Here is a 19,394-nt window from a genome sequence, read left to right as displayed (position 1 = left end):
TGTGCGGTTGCCAACCTGGCCAAAATCCTACGGAATGCCGGGGGCCACAAGTCCGCTCGCCCCAGTGGGACACCGCGTCCGGTCTGAGGGTCGAGTTAACGGGCTACTCTACATGCGGAGCGACGGCATCACGGACCGACTACGCACACAAGCTGCTAGGAGCTTTTCTCCCGGCGCTCGGGGAGCGCGTCTAGCGCCTCTGCTGTCTCCCACAGCTGATCCTCAATGGCCGGAAAACGTGGTAAAGCGGGTATCCGTACCTCGGCGTCACTACGGTCTTCGACCCGGTCGGCCAACTGGTTAAACACCGGGCCCACGTCGTCCGCCAACAACGCGTCTAAGGCACGGGGGGCATCACAGACAGCCATCACCAGATATCCCAGACGCTCCACCGAAAAGAGGGCGGGGGTATTGGCTGGCGGATGAGGAAGCTCGCCCAACGAGGTGACATAGAGGTGGCGGAGAGCCAACAGCGAATCCAGGCAAGCCGTGCGCAGACGGATTATCTGTTTCGGGGAACTCCCTTTGAGGACCGCTTGAAACAAGTGACCTGCCCGCCGTAACGAGCGGGCCATAGCCACAGGCAGCCGCGCCGACGAGGCTTGGCCCCAAAGCAGAAAGGCAGCCAAAAGTCCCCACGCGCCTCCAATCAGAGTGTCAATGAAGCGGGCGAAAATCATGGGGGCCACCGCCGTGTGGGTGCCGGCATAGATAATGACCAGGGCCATGGTGGTAATAAAAATGACGGATATGCCGTAGTTCTTGGCGATAAAGAATAGCATGCTCAATTGCAAAACCACCACCAGGACGGCGGTCAGAATCGGTATGGGGTGCAACAACAGCAACAGAGCGGTCAGGGCCAGACCCAGCGTCGTCCCGATGGCGCGCTGAATGGTGCGCTGGGTAATCACCACTGTCGACACCCCTTGAAGCACTGCGGCCGCCGTCAACGGTGTCCAAAATGGGTGGGTAATACCCAGCAGCCGCGCCAGCGCCACGGCGGTGGCGGTGGCGATGCCGATTCGCAACACCGCCGGCAGAATCATGGAGTCTTGGTCTAATCCACGGGCCAAGCGCTCTTTTACCGTGGGGCGGTAGAGAGCGGGTCGGGTTTGGGGGACCTCTTCGGATTGGGCCACCCGAAGGGTTTCCTCCACGGTCTCTATGAAGCGGCCCACCGTGTGGCAATGGCGATCCGGGAACAAGGGGAGCCCGGGCCGGGAATCGAGTGGTTTGGTGATGTGTGCCGCGACGATCGCCAACACGTGAGCCCATTTGGGATCCAATGGCCGCTGAATATCCGAGGACAAAGCCACGGCAGCCCGAAAGATTTTTTCCGCTTGCACGGCCATCGCTCGAATACGGCGATCATTGCTGCTCAAAGCCACCCGGTGGGCCAGAGCAACCGCCTGCGCAGCATGGAACTCGCGTGCTTTGGCTTTGCCTCCGCCGATGGCCGCAACATAGTGGGAGAGCGCCGTGAAGGCGCCTTTCACCGGAGCTGAGGTGGGACCCCGTCGGTCCCATAGCCAATCGCTCATGCCGACAAGCCAGGCCAGGGAGGCCCCGCCGAGCACGCATAACACACGGACGCCCACGATGCCCGGGGGATGCAGGGGGAGCGCGGCGCTGATACAGGCTACCAGCACAAACATGAAGCCGGCCGGCAGGGGTACGTCAAAGGATCCGGTGAGATAGGTGGACGCGGCGCTGACAAATCCCAGTGCCAACGCCATTTCCCACCATACGGCAGACAATGCGCCCAGCGCCATGGAGGCAGCCAAGCCCATCCCTACTAAAGCGAGCGTTATCGCCCGCGTGCGATAGGGCTGTTTTTGCACGTAGAGTGAGGTGAATCCGCCCATGAACGCCCAAATTCCCCATTCTAAGTGGCCGAGCAGCAGACCGATTACCAAGCCCAAGGACGTGGTGAGTCCCGTTCCCCATAATCGTCGCCACGGCGTGGGGGTGTTCTTTAGGGCGAGGACCTGAACGCGGGGTGAATCCATGGATGGCCCTCCCTTCGGTTTTAGTGTCAGCCTTCCCCAAGAGGCGCGCCGTCACCACGGGGCTTTTTTCCATCTTAGGAGAGGGTATCCCGATGAGCGACCTCGGACACCGCGTCATAAATTTCCTGGTAGCTGGTGCAGCGGCAGATGTTGGAGCGGAGCCACTCGACCGTTCGTTCCGGACTGGCGTTGGCCACATCTTGGCTCAGGGCGTGCCCCACCATGAGAAAACCCGACGTGCAATACCCGCATTGAAAGGCTTGATGATCGATGAAGGCGCGCTGAATAGGGGCCTCTTGCAATCCTTCCACGGTGAGGATGTCACGGTCTTCCACTTCGGCCGTGAGGACCAGGCAGCTTTTCGTGGGAACGCCATCTACCAGCACGGTGCAGGCGCCGCAATCCCCATTTTCACACCCCGGCTTGGCTCCGGTGAGTCCCAGCGCATCGCCGCGCAGCGTGTACAACAGCGTCTCACCGGGATAAATCACCACATCCCGGGGCTCCCCATTGACGGTGAGGGATACTTCTTCAGGTTTGGTGAGGGATTTCATTGGGCATCCTCCAATTCCTTCAAAATGTTGGTCAAGGTGTACTCGGTGACAAACTCCCGATATTCGCGGGACCCGCGGATGTCGTCGAGGGCCGCCTGCGGCATGCTGCGGGTGGCGCGAGCGGCCCGATCCTGCGGGGCCTTGCCCGTCTCGGAGAGAATCTGGTTGACCCGGCTGGAGGTGAAGGGATAGCTGGCCCAGCCGGAGAAGGCGGCGCGAATGGATCCGTCATCGCGCTTGGCAACGGCAATGGTCACCAACGGGTAGTCAATCCAATCCTGACGTGTCATCTTGTAGCTTCGAAAGGCCATGGCTTTGGCTTCGTTGCCGTCTACCGTAACGGAAACCAGAAATTCTCCCGGTTTAAGGTTGATCTGGTGATCGTACAAATCCTTCAAGGTGCGATTTTCCACCCCGCCCTTGGTGGCAATGATGGCCGTGCTGCTGTCGGCCAAGAGAAGCGGCAGAAGGGCCTCCTTGTAGGGCAGCGTACTCATGAGATTGCCGCCCAAGGTAATATGCCCGCGGGTGGTATGATCGGCGATACGATCCGCCGTAGCAGTCATAAATGGCCAGAGATCGCGATCCGCCAGCTCGGTCAAACGAAGCCCAGCCCCGAAGCGCAGCTTGCCCCGGTCTTGGCCGTGCACACGCGTTTCGGGAATATGCTTCAGGTCGATGACGGCATCGAAGCGGCCGTCGTTCAGCCGTGAGCGCGTCAAGATCTCGCTGCCGCCGCCATAATAGACTGGCTGCTTTCCCTCCCGCATGACTTGGTCGTAAATGCCCAGAGCCTCCTCAATGGTGTCAGGGCGAAAGTAGGCAAAGGGATGAATAATCATGAACGAGCCCTCCTTTCTTTCCAAATCATCTCAGGGGTGATGGGGAGCGTGTTGAGAGGCGTGTCAGCCGCGCGAGACAGCGCGTTGGCCAGTGCCGCGCCGATGGCCAGTACGGCGTGCTCACCGAGCGGCCGCGCGCCGTAGGGGGAATCCATCTGCGGCGTTTCCACAAACTCGACCAAATATTGCTGCGGCTGCTCGCCCATCCGCATGACCTTATAGGACCGGAACTGGGGGTTAAGAAACTCGCCGTCAGGCCCATAATGCACCCCTTCTCGACTCGCTACCCCAATGCCCATATTCATGCCGCCCATGACCTGGCCCGTCGCCACCTGGGGATTGATGACCCGGCCGGCGTCCAACACGGTGGCAGCCTTCAATATGCGATATTGGTGGGTTTCCTGGTCATATTCCACCTCGACCGCCTGCACACCGACGGTCCAGGCGGGACCCGGCTTGCCGTGGCCCGTTTCCTGGTCGAGGAGATTTAAGTGGCGAATCATGAACCTCCCGCGACCCATGAGTTGTCCCCCGATGGAATCGCCTTCAGCATACTTGTAGCCCAAAGCCAAGTCCGAAAATTTGATGTTGATACTGGGATCGTCGCGCACAAACACTTTTTCATCCCCATAGTCGAGATCATCCGGGGCGCACCGTAATACCACCGCCGCCAAACTGATGAGCTGGCGCAGGAGATCGTTGGCTGCATCCAGCACGGCACGCCCCACCATGTAAGTGGACAGGCTGGCGACGGTCTTCCAGTGCTCAGGGTCGACGCTGGTGTTGACGTCTTCATGAACAAAAACCCGGTCCAACGGGATGCGCAGCTTCTCAGCGAGAATCATGGCCGCGGTCGTCTTTGTGCCGGGCCCAAATTCCACCGCGCCGGTGGAGAGGTTGACGCTGCCATCCGAGTTCATGGTGATGATGGCGCCCGACACGGCATTGGGGGGGCTGGATGACGTCTTCCAGAAGGCGGCGACCCCCTGGGTGCGCACGCGGTGCGGGCCGACGGCTTCCACTCGCCCACCCTGCCAGCCGATCAGGCGGCGCATTTCCTTGAGACAGGCCGGGAGGTCGCCAAGATTACTCCGGGTCAACCGAGCCTTGGTCGGCGTGATGTCGTCAATGTGGATGGCGTTTTTGAGGCGCAAATCCAAGGAGTCCATGTTGAGTGCCCGCGCCAGCTCATCCATGGCCCGCTCGACCGCAAAGGTCATGGGCATATGTCCGAATCCGCGAAAGGCGGTGGTATAGGTGTGGTTGGTGTATACGCAGAACACGTCGGTGTGCACGTTGGCGATATGGTACGGCCCGGTGCATTGGGCGGCGATGGCGCGGGCAATGCGAGGCGCGGAGTCAGTGTATGCGCCAATATCCATATAAAACGACATGTTGGCGGCCTGAATGTGGCCGTCTTTGCTGGCGCCCAGCGTAATGTCGGCCTCCAGCCCCAAACCCAATGGCGACATGGTTAGGTCTTCCTCACGGGTGTTGACGATTTTGACCATCTGTCCGCCAACCGCCTTCGAGGCGATGTAAGCCAAAATTTCTAGTTGGATGGCGGCTTTTCCGCCGAAAGCACCGCCCACCAACGGAGCGGTCACAATGACCTGGCCGGGATTCAAGTGAAAGTACTGCGCCACCAGCTTTTGCACCTCAAAGGGAGCTTGGGTGCTGGCGTGAATCAGCACGCGGCCGTCGGCCAGAATCTCGGCCTTGGCAACCCGTGGCTCCATAGCGGCGTGGTCAATTTGAGGCAGGGAGACATGCACCGTGACCTTCACGTCGCTTTTTTTCATTCCTTGGTCGATGTCGCCCTTCTTGACGTTGGCGTGGTCGGCCACGTTGCTCTTCTTCTTGGGGTAAACCGGTGGGGTGGCGACCGTGTAGTCCCCATTTTTTTCATGAACGAGCGGGGCTCCGGGGGCGAGTGCCTCCTGGATACTGTTGACCGCCGGCAAAGGCTTAATGCGCACTTTGACCAGCGCCGCCGCCCGCCGGGCGGCGCTTTCGTCACGAGCCACCACCAGGGCCACGGGCTCGCCCCAATAGCGCACTTTATCTTTGGCTAGAGGTGGACGGTCCTGGGTAACATCGCCAGTCAACACTGACAGGTCATCGCCGGTGATGACCGTCTTGACTCCGGGAACTTTTTTCGCCTCGGTGGTATCAATGCTGAGAATTTCTCCATGCGCCCGCCGGGCGGGAACAATGACGGCGCTTAACGTGCCGGGAATATTAATGTCATTGGTATAGCGTGCGCGCCCCGTGACTTTGTTGGGCGCTTCTTTGCGTGGAACTCTTGTGCCAATAATGCTCATGGGTACCTCCTGATGTTGGATACGGTTAGCCTGTCTTTCCTCCGGTCGCGATATTCCTTTCAGGGCTGGTCGTCTGTCAAAATCTGTTGAGTCGCGCATAGCTGAAGGCGGCATGGTATCATACTGGTAGAGAGTCGGCACCGGGTGTCGCTTTATGCTGGAAGATTGAAGGTGCAAGGAACGTGAAGATTCAGGTTGTGGGCATTAACCACCGGGATGCGCCGCTGGCCGTGCGTGAGCGCGCCGCCATTGCGCCGGAACGTTTGCCCGATGTCTATCGCCAAGCGTCGAACCTGAGCGGACAAGAGGGTCTGGTTGTGTTGTCCACCTGCAACCGGACCGAAATCTACGCAGCGGGGCCGGTGGCGTTGGTGGATTTGTTTGCCTGGTGGGAGGAACAGGCCGGGGTGCCGCGCGGTGAATTTGCCGAGGCTGCTTTCTGGAAGCAGGATGGCGAGGCGGCTCAGCATTTAATGCGGGTGGCGTCAGGGATTGACTCCATGGTATTAGGCGAGACGCAGATTCTTGGCCAAGTGAAAGATGCCTATCACGTGGCTCAGGAACAGGGCGCGGTGGGGCGTTTGCACCGGTTGTTTCATTATGCGTTTCGCGCTGGGAAGCGGGCCCACAGTGAGACTGACATTGGCAAGAACGCCTTGTCTCTGGGCTATGCGGTGGTTGAATTGTCGAAAAAGGTCTTTGGCCGCATCGATGATCGCACGGTATTGGTCATTGGGGCGGGAGAAACGGGTGGTTTGGTGGCGCGTCACCTCGGGGCGCAAGGAGCCGGGCGGCTATTTATCGCCAATCGCACCTCCTCCCGGGCAGCCGCATTGGCCCAAGAGGTGGGCGGAAGCCCGGTGTCGTGGGACGAACTTTTCCCGGCGTTGGAAATGGCGGACATCGTGGTCTCATGCACCAGTGCGCCGGGCACCATCATTACCCGGGAGATGATTCAGCGGCTTGTTAAAGGACAAGCCCATAAGTTTCGCTTCTTTTTCGATATGGCGGTGCCGCGGGATATCGATCCCGCCATTCAAGAGGTCTCACGGTCAATCTTTCTCTACGACATTGACGATGTGACCCGGGTGGTGGACGCTAACCTGGCCAAACGGCAACGGGAGGTGCGGAAGGTGGAGAAAATCATCACCCAGGAGACGGCGCAACTGGAAGCGGAACTGGGGGCCAGCCAAGTGGCGCCAGTGATCCGGTCACTCCGGGAAAAAGCGGAAGCCATTCGCCAGGAGGAGTTGGCCAAGGCATTGAATCGGCTTCCCAATCTCAGCCCTGATGAACAGGCGGTGGTGGCCGAAACGACTCGCCTCATCATGAACAAGTTTCTCAATGATGCCATGGTGTCCATGCGCAGTTGGGGTGGCGACGAAGCCAAGCGTTCCTATCTGGATGCGGTGCGGGAATTGTTCCGACTGCCGGAGGAAACGCGCATCGACGGCCGTATGGTCTAACCGCGGGATCGGAACCGGGAGGACGTTGTGGGAGTGTTGCTGGTCGCGCTCATTTCACTGGGATATGTGAGCGCGGCAGTTTTATTTGTGGCCCAACTGTACAATCTTAAGCAGACGCGGCGGGCGATGGCGGCAGGGTGGATCGGGTTTGGAGCCGAGAGCCTGTGGTTGGTGTGGATTGCCATCCGCACCCGCGCCTTTCCCGCCACCACCATGGAAACTTGGGTCGCCTTTTTCATTTGGCTAGCTGTGGGCCTCTACCTCCTGTTTTCGCAGCGTTTCCGCCTACGCCCGGTCGGAGCCTTTTTGTTCCCCGTCACGGCGCTCGTATGGCTGGCCAGCCAATTGGTGTTGGCGCCATCACATCCCCGGGCCGCCTCAGGATGGCTGGTGGTCCACATTGTGTCTGCCGCGCTCAGCGACGCTGCCTTTTTGCTGGCTTGTGTTTTCGGTATTATGTACATAGAAAAAGAGCGGGAACTGCAGTCGAAGCGGGTGCGGTTGTTCTATTATCAACTGCCTCCGCTGGAGGACATGGATGTATGGTTGGGACGGTTCCTGGTAGCGGGTTGGCTGCTATTTACCCTGACGCTGATATCGGGGGCGCTATGGGCTTTTACCAGCCATACGGGGCTGGTGATGGGCCTGGCCACGGAAGTCTGGGCGCTGGCAACCTGGGTCGTGTACGGCTTTTTGTTGGTGGCTCGCATCGGATTGCACTGGCGCGGCCACCGTTTGGCTGTGAGTTCGATGGTGGCATTTCTCGTGGTGTTGGGAAACGTTTTTGGCGTGAGCCTTTTGTTCCCTGGACCGCACCATGCCGGGTTTTGACCGCTCTAGATTGGGGGACAGGCATTGGCAGATTACAAAATTGGCACCCGTTCCAGTCAACTGGCGGTAGCTCAAACTCAGGCGGCGGCCCAGTTGATTGAAGCACTGGGGCACCGCGTAGAATTGGTCACCATGGAAACCAAGGGTGACCGGGTGCTGGATCGGGCGCTTCATCAGGTGGGAGGCAAGGGGCTCTTTACTGAGGAGCTGGAGCGGGCCCTCTTAAATGATACCATCGACTTGGCGGTGCACTCCTTAAAGGATTTGCCTACCCAATTAGCGCCGGGCCTTGAGATTGGCGCCTACGTTTTGCCCGAGGATCGCCGGGACGTGGTGTTGGCGGGCATGCCCTTGTCAGAATGGCGCCCAGGGATGGCGGCGGGCACCTCGTCGCTTCGCCGGGCCGCCTTTTTACGCCACTTCTGGCCGGAGATTGAGGTGAAACCCATCCGTGGCAATTTGCAGACCCGAGCAGCCAAGTGGCATCAAGGGCAGGTCGATGGGCTGGTTTTGGCGGCCGCAGGTGTCATCCGCATGGGATGGGAGAATCAGATTACCCAATATCTTGATCCCCTGGTGATGGTGCCCTCTCCCGGTCAGGGCATCTTGGCTATTGAGGCGGCTCATCACCGGACCGATTTGAGGGAATTGTTAGCCGCCATCAATGACGTGCGCTCGGAGCGCATCGCCATCATGGAACGCGCCGTGTTGGACGAGTTGGGCGGGGGCTGCCAGGTTCCCTTGGGAGCGTTCGCTGAGTGGGTCGATGTGGACCGGTTGCGCTTGACGGCCCATGTTGCCTCGGTCGATGGCGGAGTACTCTTGCGGGAGACCGTGGAAAGTTCATCTCGGGAGGCGGAATCCGTGGGACGGGCGGTGGGCCGAAAACTGCGGGAGCAGGGAGCGCTGGCTCTCATTCAAACCCAGGAAGGGTGATGCAGGTGTTGACCATTGTCGGCGGAGGGCCAGGGAACCCGGAACTGTTGACCCAGGCCGCTGAGACGGCGCTGGACCGGGCGGAAATCATTTACGTCGGTTCGGGAGCTCTGTCAGCTCTTGATGGCCACGCCGATTGGCTGCGACGGGTGCGATCGGAGGAGGATCTTGCAGAGGAATTCCGGCTCGACGGTATTCAAGCGGCCTGGCTAGTGCCGGGAACCCCCTCCCTATGTCCGGCGGTCAAGCACTTTCTAGAAAAGCTCGATCCCACTGAGTGGCAACACGTATCGGTAGTGTCCGGCATCCCGGAGGCCATTTCGATGCTGGATGAAGAGGGCTGGATGATTCCCGCCCAGGGAGCCGCCCTAACGGACGGCAGCGGTCGCGAACTACTCGTCTGGCGCAATCATCGCTGGAGCGGCATGCTGGCAAATGCGCGCATCGCCTGGCGCCAGAAAAAGCCGCTGGCGGGCCGAAAGCTGGCGGTATTGCGTTCCGGGGCTAAGAGTCGGCGCATGGTTCGCTGGTTGGAGGAGTGGGGCGCTGAGGTTATCCTGTGTCCCGTGTCTCGGCTGGTGGATCCCCCGTCTTGGGAGTCGTGCGATCGGGTGATTGAACGCGTGGAGCGTTTTGACTGGGTCATTTTCACCAGCGGCGAAGCAGTGGAACGTTGGTTTGAGCGCATGCGCAGCACGGGACAGGATGTGCGTCAGTTGCGAGCCAAGATCGCCGTAGTCGGGCCGGAAACGGCTGTGCGGGTCCGAGAGCGCGGGCTTGTGCCGGAACTCATGCCGGAGAGTGAATATAGCCAAGAGGGATTGGCCCAGGCGTTCAGCGCCGTTCCGGTGCGCGGCAGCGTTGTGCTCTTTCCGGGCGGCCAAAAGAATCGCACCTTTCTCGGGGACTATCTTCGAGGACGCGGGGCCCTGGTCGAAGAGCTGCTGATTTATGAAAATCAACCCGCCCCTCTGGAGGTGGCCTTCTATCAGGCGTTGAAGGGCGGCTCCTTGGACGGAATCCTGTTTACTGCCTCGTCCCAGGTCGAATATCTGATTGATCAGTTGAAAGCCGAGGACCGGCGCCATTTGGCCCGCGTGGCTAGCTTTTCGATTGGCCCATTGACTAGCCGTACCCTGATGCACTATGGACTCGAGGCCAAGGCGGAGGCGTCTGAACCGTCTTTGCGCCTTTTGGCCGAATGCGTCAAATCCTATTTTGTGAAGGAGAATGACAATCATGTTTCCCATTGAACGACCGCGCCGGCTGAGGCGAACCGAGAATTTGCGCCGACTGGTGCAAGAAACGCGCTTATCATCAGACGCGTTGATCTACCCCGTGTTTGTGCGCCCGGGCTCGGCGGTTCAAAGCCCGATAAGTGCTATGCCGGGCATTTTTCAATGGTCCCCGGACTTATTAGTGAAGCACTTAACGTCGGTGTACGAGGGCGGCGTGCGGGTTTTTTTACTGTTCGGGATTCCGGAGAGCAAGGATTCCCGTGGGTCGGGAGCCTATGATCCGAATGGTATCGTTCAAGAGACCCTGAGACTTCTGAAAGAGAAGCTTCCCGAGGCCGTGTTGATTGCGGATCTCTGTCTCTGTGAATATACCGACCATGGCCATTGCGGAATCATTGCGTCGAACGGTGTGGTCGATAATGACGGCACATTGGATTTGTTGGCGCAGGCGGCCGTTGAGCAGGCACGGGCGGGGGCCGACGTCGTGGCGCCCTCCGACATGATGGATGGGCGCGTGTCGGCCATTCGCCGTGCTCTGGACCAAGCGGGCTTTCATCATATCCCCATCATGTCCTACGCGGCCAAGTACGCTTCCGGTTTTTATGGCCCGTTTCGCGAGGCGGCGGAAAACACTCCTCAGTTCGGCGACCGCCGAACCTATCAAATGGATCCCGCCAATCGCCGGGAAGCGCTCCGCGAGGTGCGGCTGGACCTTCAAGAAGGGGCGGATATGATTATCGCCAAGCCGGCTTTGCCGTACTTGGACGTGCTAGCGGACATTCGGGCGGAGGTGTCCGTGCCCATTGCTGCCTACCAGGTTTCCGGAGAATTTGCGATGATAGAGGCAGCGGCACAGAATGGCTGGATTGAGCGAGAACGAGTGATTATGGAGTCGCTCACCGCCATCCGGCGGGCCGGCGCCGACATGATTATCACTTATTGGGCTCCAGAGGTGAGTCGCTGGCTTAAGGCATGATAGAGGAATGAGCTGGCGGTCAGGCTAGAGATATTCCAAGGAGGCGAGAACGATGCGTGAACCTGAGGTTCATGAGACAAAAAAGCCGTTCAACTATGCGATTTATCTCTATGACATGAATGCTGATGATGTGTTCGACCACGACCGCCATATCATTGTAGATTCCAGTCTCGGGGTCATCGAGGAGGAAGAAGAGCACCTCGAGCATCACTAAGGTGGAGGCGACGCTGATTGTCAGATGATGGGCGGTTGCGGCAAATCCCGGCCGTACAGACGGTCATCCGGGGGATAGGGGATATTCCCGGGGTGGCTTCAACCTGGGTGCATACCGGGGCCCGGCAAGTGTTGGCGGAGATTCGTCAAGGGGTGCGCCAAGGACACCCGGTTCCTGACCTTGATGAGATTATGGGGCGGGTTCGGGCACGAGCTCGGGACTTGGCGCGGCCTCATTTGCGGTCGGTGATTAATGCCACAGGGGTGATGATCCACACCAATTTGGGACGGGCGCCACTCCCAATGGAGATGATGGCCCATTTGGGCGCCATCGCGACCCAGTATTCCACCTTGGAATATCGCCTGGAGCAAGGGGTGCGGGGATCCCGCCATGAGCATGTTGCTGGCCTGTTGGCGGAGTTGGTGGGGGCCGAAGCGGCCATGGTGGTGAATAACAACGCCGCCGCCGTGCTGTTGGCGCTCTCCACCTTGGCAGCGGGCAAGGAGGTGGTGGTTTCGCGCGGCGAGTTGGTGGAGATTGGCGGATCATTTCGCATTCCCGACGTGATGGCGCTTTCAGGAGCCCGGCTGGTGGAAGTCGGAGCCACCAACAAGACCCACGATTATGATTACGCCCGAGCTATCAATGAAGAGACCGCGCTGCTGCTGAAAGTGCATCAGTCCAACTTCCGGCAAATCGGTTTTGTGGACAGCGTCGATCGGGCGACATTAACCGCTCTGGCCCACTCCCACCAGCTTCCCGTGATGGAGGATCTCGGCAGCGGCGTGTTGCTGCCTATCCGCTTGGATGGCTGGGAGGAACCGACCGTGCAGCAGGTGGTGGAAGCCGGGGTCGATGTCACCACATTTTCCGGGGACAAACTCTTGGGTGGTCCGCAGGCCGGCTTGGTGGTGGGGCGGCGGGACATCGTTGAGCGCATGAAGAAGCATCCGTTGGCCCGCGCTGTGCGGGTTGACAAAATGACCTTGGCCGTATTGGAGCTGGTACTGCGCCAATATCGTGAAGGGCGCGGCGAGCAACTGCCGCTCTGGCAAATGATTCGTATGCCGGCGGAGGGCATCAAGGTGCGGGCCGAGGCCTTGCGGGACGCGTTGGGGGTGCAGGCACCGGGATTGGTGCTTGACATCGAACCCGATTGGTCGGAAATTGGAGGAGGTTCCATGCCTGGCACGCGGGTGCCAAGCTGGGTTTTGACCGTCGCTCTACCGACTGATCGGTTGACGGCTGTGGAAGAGGCGCTCCGCCGGGGAACGGTGCCGGTGGTGGTACGCGTCAAAGGCGGAAAGCTGGTTATTGACCTGCGCACCGTGTTCCCAGAACAGGAGCGGCCGTTGTTGAATGCCTTGGTCGAAGCGATTCAGCGAGGACATCAAGGATCGGGGGAGGGGCATCATGAAGATACTGGTTATGATCAAGCAGGTGCCGGACACGGCCACTAAAATCCGCTTAAATCCGGGGGATGTGGCCATCCAAACAGACGGCATCAAATGGGTGATTAATCCCTATGACGAATTCGCTATTGAAGAATGTCTGAGGCTACGGGAAAAATTTGGTGGAGAAGTGGTCGCCGTGTCTTTGGGCCCGTCGCGGGTTGAAGAGGCCCTGCGGCAAGCTCTGGCCATGGGAGCGGATCGGGCCGTGCACATCACCACGGACGCCGCTTTGGACAGCTTAGCGGCAGCCAAAGCCTTGGCGCAAGTGGCCCGAGATGAGGGCTTTGACTTGGTGGTAACCGGCAAGCAGGCTGTGGATGACGACCAGGCGCAGGTTGGGCCATTGGTGGCGGTGGAACTTGGCTTGCCGCAGGTAACTGTGGTCATCAAGCTGGAGGTTGACCCCGAGGCGAAGACCATTCGGGCGGAGCGCGAGTTGGAGGGAGCCTCTGAAATTGTCGAACTCCCCATGCCGGCGGTGATAACGGCCCAGCGCGGCTTGAACGAACCGCGCTACCCGACTTTGCCAAACATCATGAAGGCGAAAAAGAAGGAACTCAAGCCGATTGCTCTGGATTCCCTGGGGATTGACACCACGCCGGTGGTACGCATTGAAGCGTTGACGCTGCCGCCAGAACGGCCAGCGGCAAAGATTTTGACCGGCGAGCCGGAGGAAACGGCGAAGGAATTGGCACGGCTTCTGCACGAAGAGGCTAAGGTCATTTAAGGAGGCGTCCCCATGGCATCAGGTATTTTAGTTGTTTTCAATCAAGAAGGCGGTCGGGTACGCCGGGTTGCCTATGAAATGCTGTCGCTGGCGCAAAAGCTGGCTCCCGGCTCCATCACCGCGTTAACCTTCGGCGAGGGCGCGGACCAGGTGCGGGAAGCGGTTGGCCGCTATGGGGCGGACCGTGTGATCTTATTGTCCTCACCCACCTATCACCGCTATTCCTCGGACGGATTTGCTCAAGCCGTGGCCCAGGCCGTGGAAGCCGTGGATCCGGAAGCGTTATTTTTCCCCGCCAACGCCTGGGGCAAGGACTTGGCGCCGCGCGTGGCGGGACTTTTGGGCGCAGGACTGGCCAGTGATTGCACGGAAGTGCATCGTCGTGAGGATGGCCGTCTCGGCGCCATTCGTCCGATATACGCGGGCAAGGCGTACGCGCGGGTAGCGATTGATTCGCCCCGGCAAATTTTCTCGCTGCGCCCTAATATTCAGGCGGTAGAGGAGAGCGGCCGCGCGGCCGATGTTCTCACCGTTGACCCTGGGTTGGATGCGTCAAGCTTCCAAGCCGTGGTCTCCGAGGTCATTCAAAGCCAAGGCGGCCAAATGGAGCTAACGGAGGCCGACATCATTGTCTCCGGCGGTCGCGGGATTAAGGCGCCGGAGAACTTTAAGGTGTTGGAAGACCTGGCCGAGGCTGTGGGAGCGGCGCTGGGCTCCTCACGGCCGGTGGCCGATGAGGGCTGGGTGCCCCATTCCTATCACATCGGACAGACCGGCAAGGTGGTCAGCCCCACCGTTTACTTTGCCGTGGGCATTTCGGGAGCCATTCAACATTTGGCGGGCATTTCCGGATCCAAATACATTGTGGCCATTAACAATGATCCCGATGCGCCGATATTTAAGGCGGCCAACTACGGGATTGTGGGTGACCTGTTCAAGGTGGTGCCAGCCTTGGCTAACGAGGTGCGGCGGATCAAGCAGGACGCGTAACGGCGCATCATTCGGGGACGGCCGCGAGACCGTCCCTTTTTGTTTCAGCATATTTGGACATGATGGACATAGGGTAGGGTGAGACCAACTCGGGGAGGGTTCATCTGTGAAACGCCCGGTGTCACTCCTGCTCTTGTTTGTGTTTGCGGCCATTCAAATTTATTTTGCACGCGTTCCCTTGTCACACCAAGTGCAGGGATCTAGTTGGATCGAGGTCAGCCGCCAGGCGGGCGGATTGGTGGAACGGCAGGGCCGCTATTATCTCGTGACGCCCACCGACGCCTTTCATCTGTCGGCCAATCAAGCGCATATTACCGCCACGAAAGATCGTTTGAGTTGGGTGGATGTGCCGGAACCATCGGGCGCCGGGGTGTGGAAGCTGGCGGTAGGCCCTTCGTCTCTTCCTTTGGTCGGAGTGGGGGCGCCGGTCTATCCTGCACCCGATGGGCAATCGGTCTTATGGATTGATGGGTCCACCAGGATTGGTTATTTGTCGATGAATGGTGAAGATGGCATGCGGCCCATATCATCCAAGATGGGGTCCATTCAGTCAGCGGTGTGGGCGCCTGATAGCCAGGCATTGGGCGTTGCTGGCCAAGGGCCACAGGGATTTGGCGCCTATATTTGGGATCGCGATGGTAATTTAACGCCCATGGCACTGCCTTCCCCCGGAATCGGCATCGCCGCCCTGGGATTTTCTCAGGACGACCGGCTGCTGGTCGGCTTAAAAAACGGCAAGGTCCTGTATCAAGGTCGAGGTGTGGTATCGCTTCCCCCGTTGTCTCCCCTAGCTTTGGCGAAAAATCATGCCGATATTCTTGGCGAGACGGCCAATAACGTCATTTTTTGGCAAAACGGGACGGCCTCACGCTATCCGCGGCCTGATTTAAAATGGGTGGGACGGGTGGCATTTTCGGCCGATGGGCATACGGCTGCCACACTTTCGCAGTCGGTTTCCGGCGGATGGCACCTGTTGATTTATGGGTCAAAGCAGCATTTGGAGATTTCGTTGCCATTTGCGAAAGATGCCGAGTATCATCTGGTGGGATTCCTGGGGAGTCACTGGATTTTGGTGACGGTTCCGTCTGGTCCGCATCACGGCACTTATGCATGGTGGGTGCAAGGGTAATTTTAGCTGTCCTGGGAGGAGAAAACGGCGTCGGATTTCAGTCGACGTCTTTTCTTTTTGGCTCCGGCATGGTATGATTGTCCTCGTGACTCGGGCGCAACAGTAGTTGACAGCTCACCACAAAGCGGGTAAACTAGGCTTCGCAAGTTTCCCGGGCGGATAGCTCAGCGGTAGAGCACCTGCCTTACAAGCAGGGGGTCACAGGTTCGAACCCTGTTTCGCCCACCATTTATCGCCTATGAGTGGGAATCGAGTGATTCCGCTGAAGTGCATGCCGCGGTAGCTCAGTCGGTAGAGCAGAGGACTGAAAATCCTCGTGTCGGCGGTTCGATTCCGCCCTGCGGCACCATACAATACGGTCCCGTCGGTTAGAGGCCTAAGCCGCCGCGTTGTCAGCGCGGAGATCAGGGGTTCGAATCCCCTCGGGACCGCCATTTTATCTCCCTAACACGTGGGAGATTTTTGTTTTTGCGTGATGCTCCCAGCGTTTCTTTGGACACGATTGCCCTACGGTGCCAAAAAAATAAGCGGGGCTAGAGGAAGCCCCGCTCAGATTATGGTGATATTTGATCCAGTGGCAGTCCGCGGGTGCGAACACCGAATTGGGCAATCAGGGCCCCGAGGACGAGAAACCCTCCGATGACCAGGAATGCCGGGAGGACCGGCAGCCCAGCGACAAATGGCACCACCAGCAGCACACCGAGGCCGCCGCCCAGGTGACCTACCCCGTCAACTAAAGCGAACCCCGTGGCTCGGGCGCGGGTGGGATAATGCTCGGTGGACCAGGCATAGGAGATGGGCACCCAGAGGTTAAACCCGAAGAAGGCGATGCCCGAACCAACCATACTTAACCACAAGAGGGTGCCAGCTTCGGCCACGATGACGCCCCCGAGCAGCGTGAGCACCGCGGACAAGATGATCCAGTACTTGCGTTCCATCATCTCGCCGAAGAGATAGGCGACGATAGCGCAAAGGATGAACCCGAACGTACCAAATGCAGCGATAAGTCCCGCTTCAGGCGGGGGATAGTGGAGGGACGACAGAAGCGACGTAAAGCCTGACGCGTAGCAGTACACCGTGACGTAGCTGATGAACCACATGGCCACCAAAATGAGAGTGCGGTTGCGGTAGACCACGTTGCCAAAGACTGTGCTATACGGAATTTTCGGCTCCTCTTGGGTGATCGGTGTCACCGTCTGCACGGGGGACAACGACTGCTTGCTTGCGGCGCGCCGTTCCATGGCGGTCACGATTTGGTCGGCCTCGTCCACCCGCCCGCGAGAAATGAGCCAGCGCGGAGATTCTGGCATGCGGTAGCGCAGCAGCAGTCCGACGACCGCAAGTACCGCACCGATGATGTACATCCACCGCCATCCGTTGACGAAGTGCGCACCGGCGATGGCGAACGGCAGTCCCAGAGGGAATGGGGTCGCGGGGGTGGTTAAAAATAGGCCAAGCCAAATGCCGAAGAAGGCGCCAAAGGCTGACATGATAAAAATCAGGGATGTGTATCGGGCTCGGCTGCCAGCCGGAGCCACTTCGTTGATGTAGGTGTTGACGATAGCTAGGTCGGCACCAATCCCAATCCCGGTCACCGCGCGCGCCAGCGTGAACATGGCATAATGTCCGGCCAACGCGTTCCACAACGAGCCCAACCCCGTGATAATCATGGTTACCAGCAGCATGTCCCGCCGGCCAAATTTGTCGGCCAGCGGGCTTAAGACCAGCGTGCCGACTACGTATCCGCCCAAGTTGAGCAACACCGGTAAACCAAGAAACTTGGAGGCGGTGGCGGGACTGCATCCGTGGACAATCGCGGTGCAGGTTTGAATGAAGGACACATTGATATTGAAGATGTCATAAAACGTGAACAGAAACCCCGCTCCAATAACCACAATGAACAAATAGGGAAACGACCATACGGAAAGCCGATCCAGCCGCGCAATGATGTGGGCTGGAGAATCGACCGCCGCCTTAGCGCTCATGACGTAACCTCCCAAGACACAAAGTGACTTTCCACTACCTATCGCCCGTTCGGGCGGGCGATTCGATCTGGGCCCGCGGTGTCTTTCACGGTCGGTTGCAGCGCTTCACGGATGCGGGCCTTGGCCAGCTTCCCGGTTGGGGTGGTGGGAAGCCGATCCCACACTTCCAATCGTTCAGGCCATTTGAATTTTGCGATGTCGAGTTGCCTTAGATGTTCTTTGATGTGTTCCAACGTCAGGGTCGCCCCTGGCTCCAACTCCACGACCAGGGTGGCCCGCTCTCCCAAGCGGGCGTCCGGAACGGCGACTAATGCGGCTTGGTGGACGCCCGGTATGGTCATCACCGCATGCTCAATTTCCAGCGCGTCGACTTTCATGCCGCCGCGGTTGATGATGTCTTTCAGACGCCCCCGATACTGGAGGCGGCCGTCATCGTCCCACGAAGCCAGGTCGCCGGTTTTAAGCCACCATTGACCTTTGGCGTCCTGATACAGGGCATCGGAGGTGGCTGATGGGTTGTTGTAGTAACCGTAAAAAAGCGAAGGGCCGCGAAAGAGCATCTCAGCTGGCTGGCCAGGCGCTACAATCACCTGCCCATCCGCATCAAGCAGCATAATGGCGACGCCGGTGCCATGGCGGCCAATGCTGTTAGATGCCACCTGAACCGCGTCTTGCCAATGGGTGTAAGTGCCTCCGCCAATCTCTGACATCCCCCAGTGGTTGACGAGCCGGGCGCCGAGATGCTGGTCGGTGCGGGCTGCCAAATCTGGGGAGACAGCAGCGCCTGCGACCCGGACTTCACGGAGTTTCAGCCCCTTGGATGCCTGGGGATGCTCCTGGAGATATCCGAGCAGGTCACGAAGGTGCGTGGGCACCATGAACGCGACGGTGGCTTCATGCCGAACCGCCTGGTCAAGAAAGTCTTGGGGGCGAAAATGCTCAATCAGTATTTGCGCGGCGCCCAGCACCCAAGCTAAGTGGCAGGACAGGATTCCGAATAAGTGAGTAAAAGGGCTGGCCGAGATGAATCGATCTTGGGCATCCATGCCCGCGTCCTGCGCCACGGCGCGCGCGTTGCCTAATAAGGTTTGGTGGCTGTGCAGGCAGGGCTTGGGCATGAGCGATTGGGTACCGGAGGTGAAAAAGATCGCCAGCGGCCATTCCGCGCTCTCTAGGGATTCGCCTTCTGGGCGGTCAGCCGTTTCTAGACTGTCTCCCACCGATGTCACCTGGCTGTGACGGATCCAATGGCGAGCCCCGACAAAGGCCATCAATGCGTGGCATTCGCCTTCCGTCAGCGGCTGGTGTAGGGTCGCCGTGACGGCGCCGAGTGCGGCCAAGGCAGCATGAGCGGACAAAAAATCCCAGGTGTTGGGGCTTTGCAGACCGACAACGTTCCCCGACCGGATTCCGGCCCGTCGGTACTCTTGGCTCCGATCGTGCATGGCCTCGACCAGGTCTCGGTAGGTATAGGTGTGTTGGCCCACAATGGCCGCGATGCGATCGGGTGGGACGGATGTCAACTGGAGCGCTAGGAGAGTTTTCATAAAGTCTAAGTAATGCACCAGACGGAACTTTCCGCCTGCCCTCCCTCGGCATTTTCTAACACCAGCAAATGGCAACTGATCATCTGGGCGTGATGACACTAGGAGCTTTTTCAAAAATTGACCCGGACGGCTCCGCGGACGGGTGTCAAAATTCGCTGGGGTGGGCGGCCAT

At 59.2% G+C, this 19,394-nt stretch carries 16 protein-coding genes and 3 tRNA genes; 13 read left to right on the top strand and 6 right to left on the bottom strand.

The genetic code is table 11. The features are described from left to right. Positions 1 to 155 precede the first annotated feature (155 nt). From HIJ39_RS16110 to HIJ39_RS16095, 4 genes are all read right to left on the bottom strand, one after another. A complete protein-coding gene (locus HIJ39_RS16110) occupies positions 156 to 2,009 on the bottom strand; it encodes an FUSC family protein (protein ID WP_169101489.1) in 1,854 nt (617 codons plus the stop codon). Positions 2,010 to 2,083: 74 nt separating this feature from the next. Next, entirely contained in the window at positions 2,084 to 2,563 is a 480-nt protein-coding gene (locus tag HIJ39_RS16105) for a (2Fe-2S)-binding protein (protein ID WP_169101488.1), read from the bottom strand. Next, a complete protein-coding gene (locus tag HIJ39_RS16100) occupies positions 2,560 to 3,405 on the bottom strand; it encodes an FAD binding domain-containing protein (RefSeq protein WP_169101486.1) in 846 nt (281 codons plus the stop codon). Before HIJ39_RS16100 ends, HIJ39_RS16105 begins: the two co-directional genes overlap by 4 nt. Further along, positions 3,402 to 5,729: a xanthine dehydrogenase family protein molybdopterin-binding subunit gene (locus HIJ39_RS16095; RefSeq protein WP_169101484.1), complete on the bottom strand. Its 2,328-nt coding sequence runs from the start codon at positions 5,727 to 5,729 to the stop codon at positions 3,402 to 3,404. The genes HIJ39_RS16100 and HIJ39_RS16095 overlap by 4 nt, the downstream gene beginning before the upstream one ends. Positions 5,730 to 5,911: 182 nt before the next feature. On the opposite strand from HIJ39_RS16095, the gene hemA reads away from it, so the two are divergent. The 13 genes from hemA (at position 5,912) to HIJ39_RS16030 (ending at position 16,124) form a co-directional block, all read left to right on the top strand. Further along, positions 5,912 to 7,195: a glutamyl-tRNA reductase gene (gene hemA, locus HIJ39_RS16090; RefSeq protein ID WP_338055206.1), complete on the top strand. Its 1,284-nt coding sequence runs from the start codon at positions 5,912 to 5,914 to the stop codon at positions 7,193 to 7,195. A gap of 27 nt (positions 7,196 to 7,222) precedes the next feature. Beyond that, a complete protein-coding gene (locus HIJ39_RS16085) occupies positions 7,223 to 8,026 on the top strand; it encodes a cytochrome c biogenesis protein CcsA (protein ID WP_169101482.1) in 804 nt (267 codons plus the stop codon). Positions 8,027 to 8,050: 24 nt separating this feature from the next. Further along, the gene (gene hemC / locus HIJ39_RS16080) at positions 8,051 to 8,962 is read left to right on the top strand and encodes a hydroxymethylbilane synthase (RefSeq protein WP_169101473.1); all 912 of its coding nucleotides are present in this window, start codon (positions 8,051 to 8,053) and stop codon (positions 8,960 to 8,962) included. Next, positions 8,962 to 10,215, top strand: coding sequence for a uroporphyrinogen-III synthase (locus HIJ39_RS16075; protein WP_169101472.1), 1,254 nt, complete (start codon positions 8,962 to 8,964; stop codon positions 10,213 to 10,215). The genes hemC and HIJ39_RS16075 overlap by 1 nt, the downstream gene beginning before the upstream one ends. Further along, positions 10,202 to 11,176, top strand: a complete 975-nt coding sequence (hemB, locus tag HIJ39_RS16070) for a porphobilinogen synthase (RefSeq protein ID WP_420824578.1) — start codon at positions 10,202 to 10,204, stop codon at positions 11,174 to 11,176. The genes HIJ39_RS16075 and hemB overlap by 14 nt, the downstream gene beginning before the upstream one ends. A 52-nt stretch (positions 11,177 to 11,228) precedes the next feature. Beyond that, on the top strand, positions 11,229 to 11,390 hold the full coding sequence (locus HIJ39_RS16065) for a hypothetical protein (protein ID WP_169101470.1): 162 nt from the start codon (positions 11,229 to 11,231) through the stop codon (positions 11,388 to 11,390). Positions 11,391 to 11,407: 17 nt separating this feature from the next. Further along, positions 11,408 to 12,850, top strand: a complete 1,443-nt coding sequence (gene selA / locus HIJ39_RS16060; RefSeq protein WP_169101469.1) for an L-seryl-tRNA(Sec) selenium transferase — start codon at positions 11,408 to 11,410, stop codon at positions 12,848 to 12,850. Then, the gene (locus HIJ39_RS16055; RefSeq protein ID WP_169101468.1) at positions 12,804 to 13,571 is read left to right on the top strand and encodes an electron transfer flavoprotein subunit beta/FixA family protein; all 768 of its coding nucleotides are present in this window, start codon (positions 12,804 to 12,806) and stop codon (positions 13,569 to 13,571) included. The genes selA and HIJ39_RS16055 overlap by 47 nt, the downstream gene beginning before the upstream one ends. Before the next feature lie 12 nt (positions 13,572 to 13,583). Then, positions 13,584 to 14,561 carry an electron transfer flavoprotein subunit alpha/FixB family protein gene (locus tag HIJ39_RS16050; RefSeq protein WP_169101467.1) on the top strand — a complete coding sequence of 326 codons (978 nt, stop codon included), beginning with the start codon at positions 13,584 to 13,586 and terminating at the stop codon, positions 14,559 to 14,561. 106 nt (positions 14,562 to 14,667) lie between these two features. After that, positions 14,668 to 15,690, top strand: a complete 1,023-nt coding sequence (locus tag HIJ39_RS16045) for a WD40 repeat domain-containing protein (RefSeq protein WP_169101465.1) — start codon at positions 14,668 to 14,670, stop codon at positions 15,688 to 15,690. Between the two features lie 153 nt (positions 15,691 to 15,843). Beyond that, positions 15,844 to 15,918, top strand: a tRNA-Val gene (locus HIJ39_RS16040). Between the two features lie 45 nt (positions 15,919 to 15,963). Continuing rightward, positions 15,964 to 16,039 (top strand) — tRNA-Phe (locus HIJ39_RS16035). Positions 16,040 to 16,047: 8 nt separating this feature from the next. Beyond that, positions 16,048 to 16,124, top strand: a tRNA-Asp gene (locus HIJ39_RS16030). Positions 16,125 to 16,244: 120 nt separating this feature from the next. Here HIJ39_RS16030 and HIJ39_RS16025 read toward each other — a convergent pair. Together HIJ39_RS16025 and HIJ39_RS16020 are read right to left on the bottom strand one after the other, a co-directional pair. Continuing rightward, positions 16,245 to 17,675, bottom strand: a complete 1,431-nt coding sequence (locus HIJ39_RS16025) for an MFS transporter (protein ID WP_169101463.1) — start codon at positions 17,673 to 17,675, stop codon at positions 16,245 to 16,247. A gap of 38 nt (positions 17,676 to 17,713) precedes the next feature. Further along, positions 17,714 to 19,394 (bottom strand): class I adenylate-forming enzyme family protein (locus HIJ39_RS16020; protein ID WP_207711729.1); only part of this gene is annotated, 1,681 nt, incomplete at its 5' end.

It is taken from the genome of Sulfobacillus harzensis, from assembly GCF_012933365.1.
GTDB lineage: Bacteria > Bacillota > Sulfobacillia > Sulfobacillales > Sulfobacillaceae > Sulfobacillus_B > Sulfobacillus_B harzensis.
Note: the sequence above shows the minus strand (reverse complement) of the source record. Positions and strands in the feature narration are given on the sequence as shown.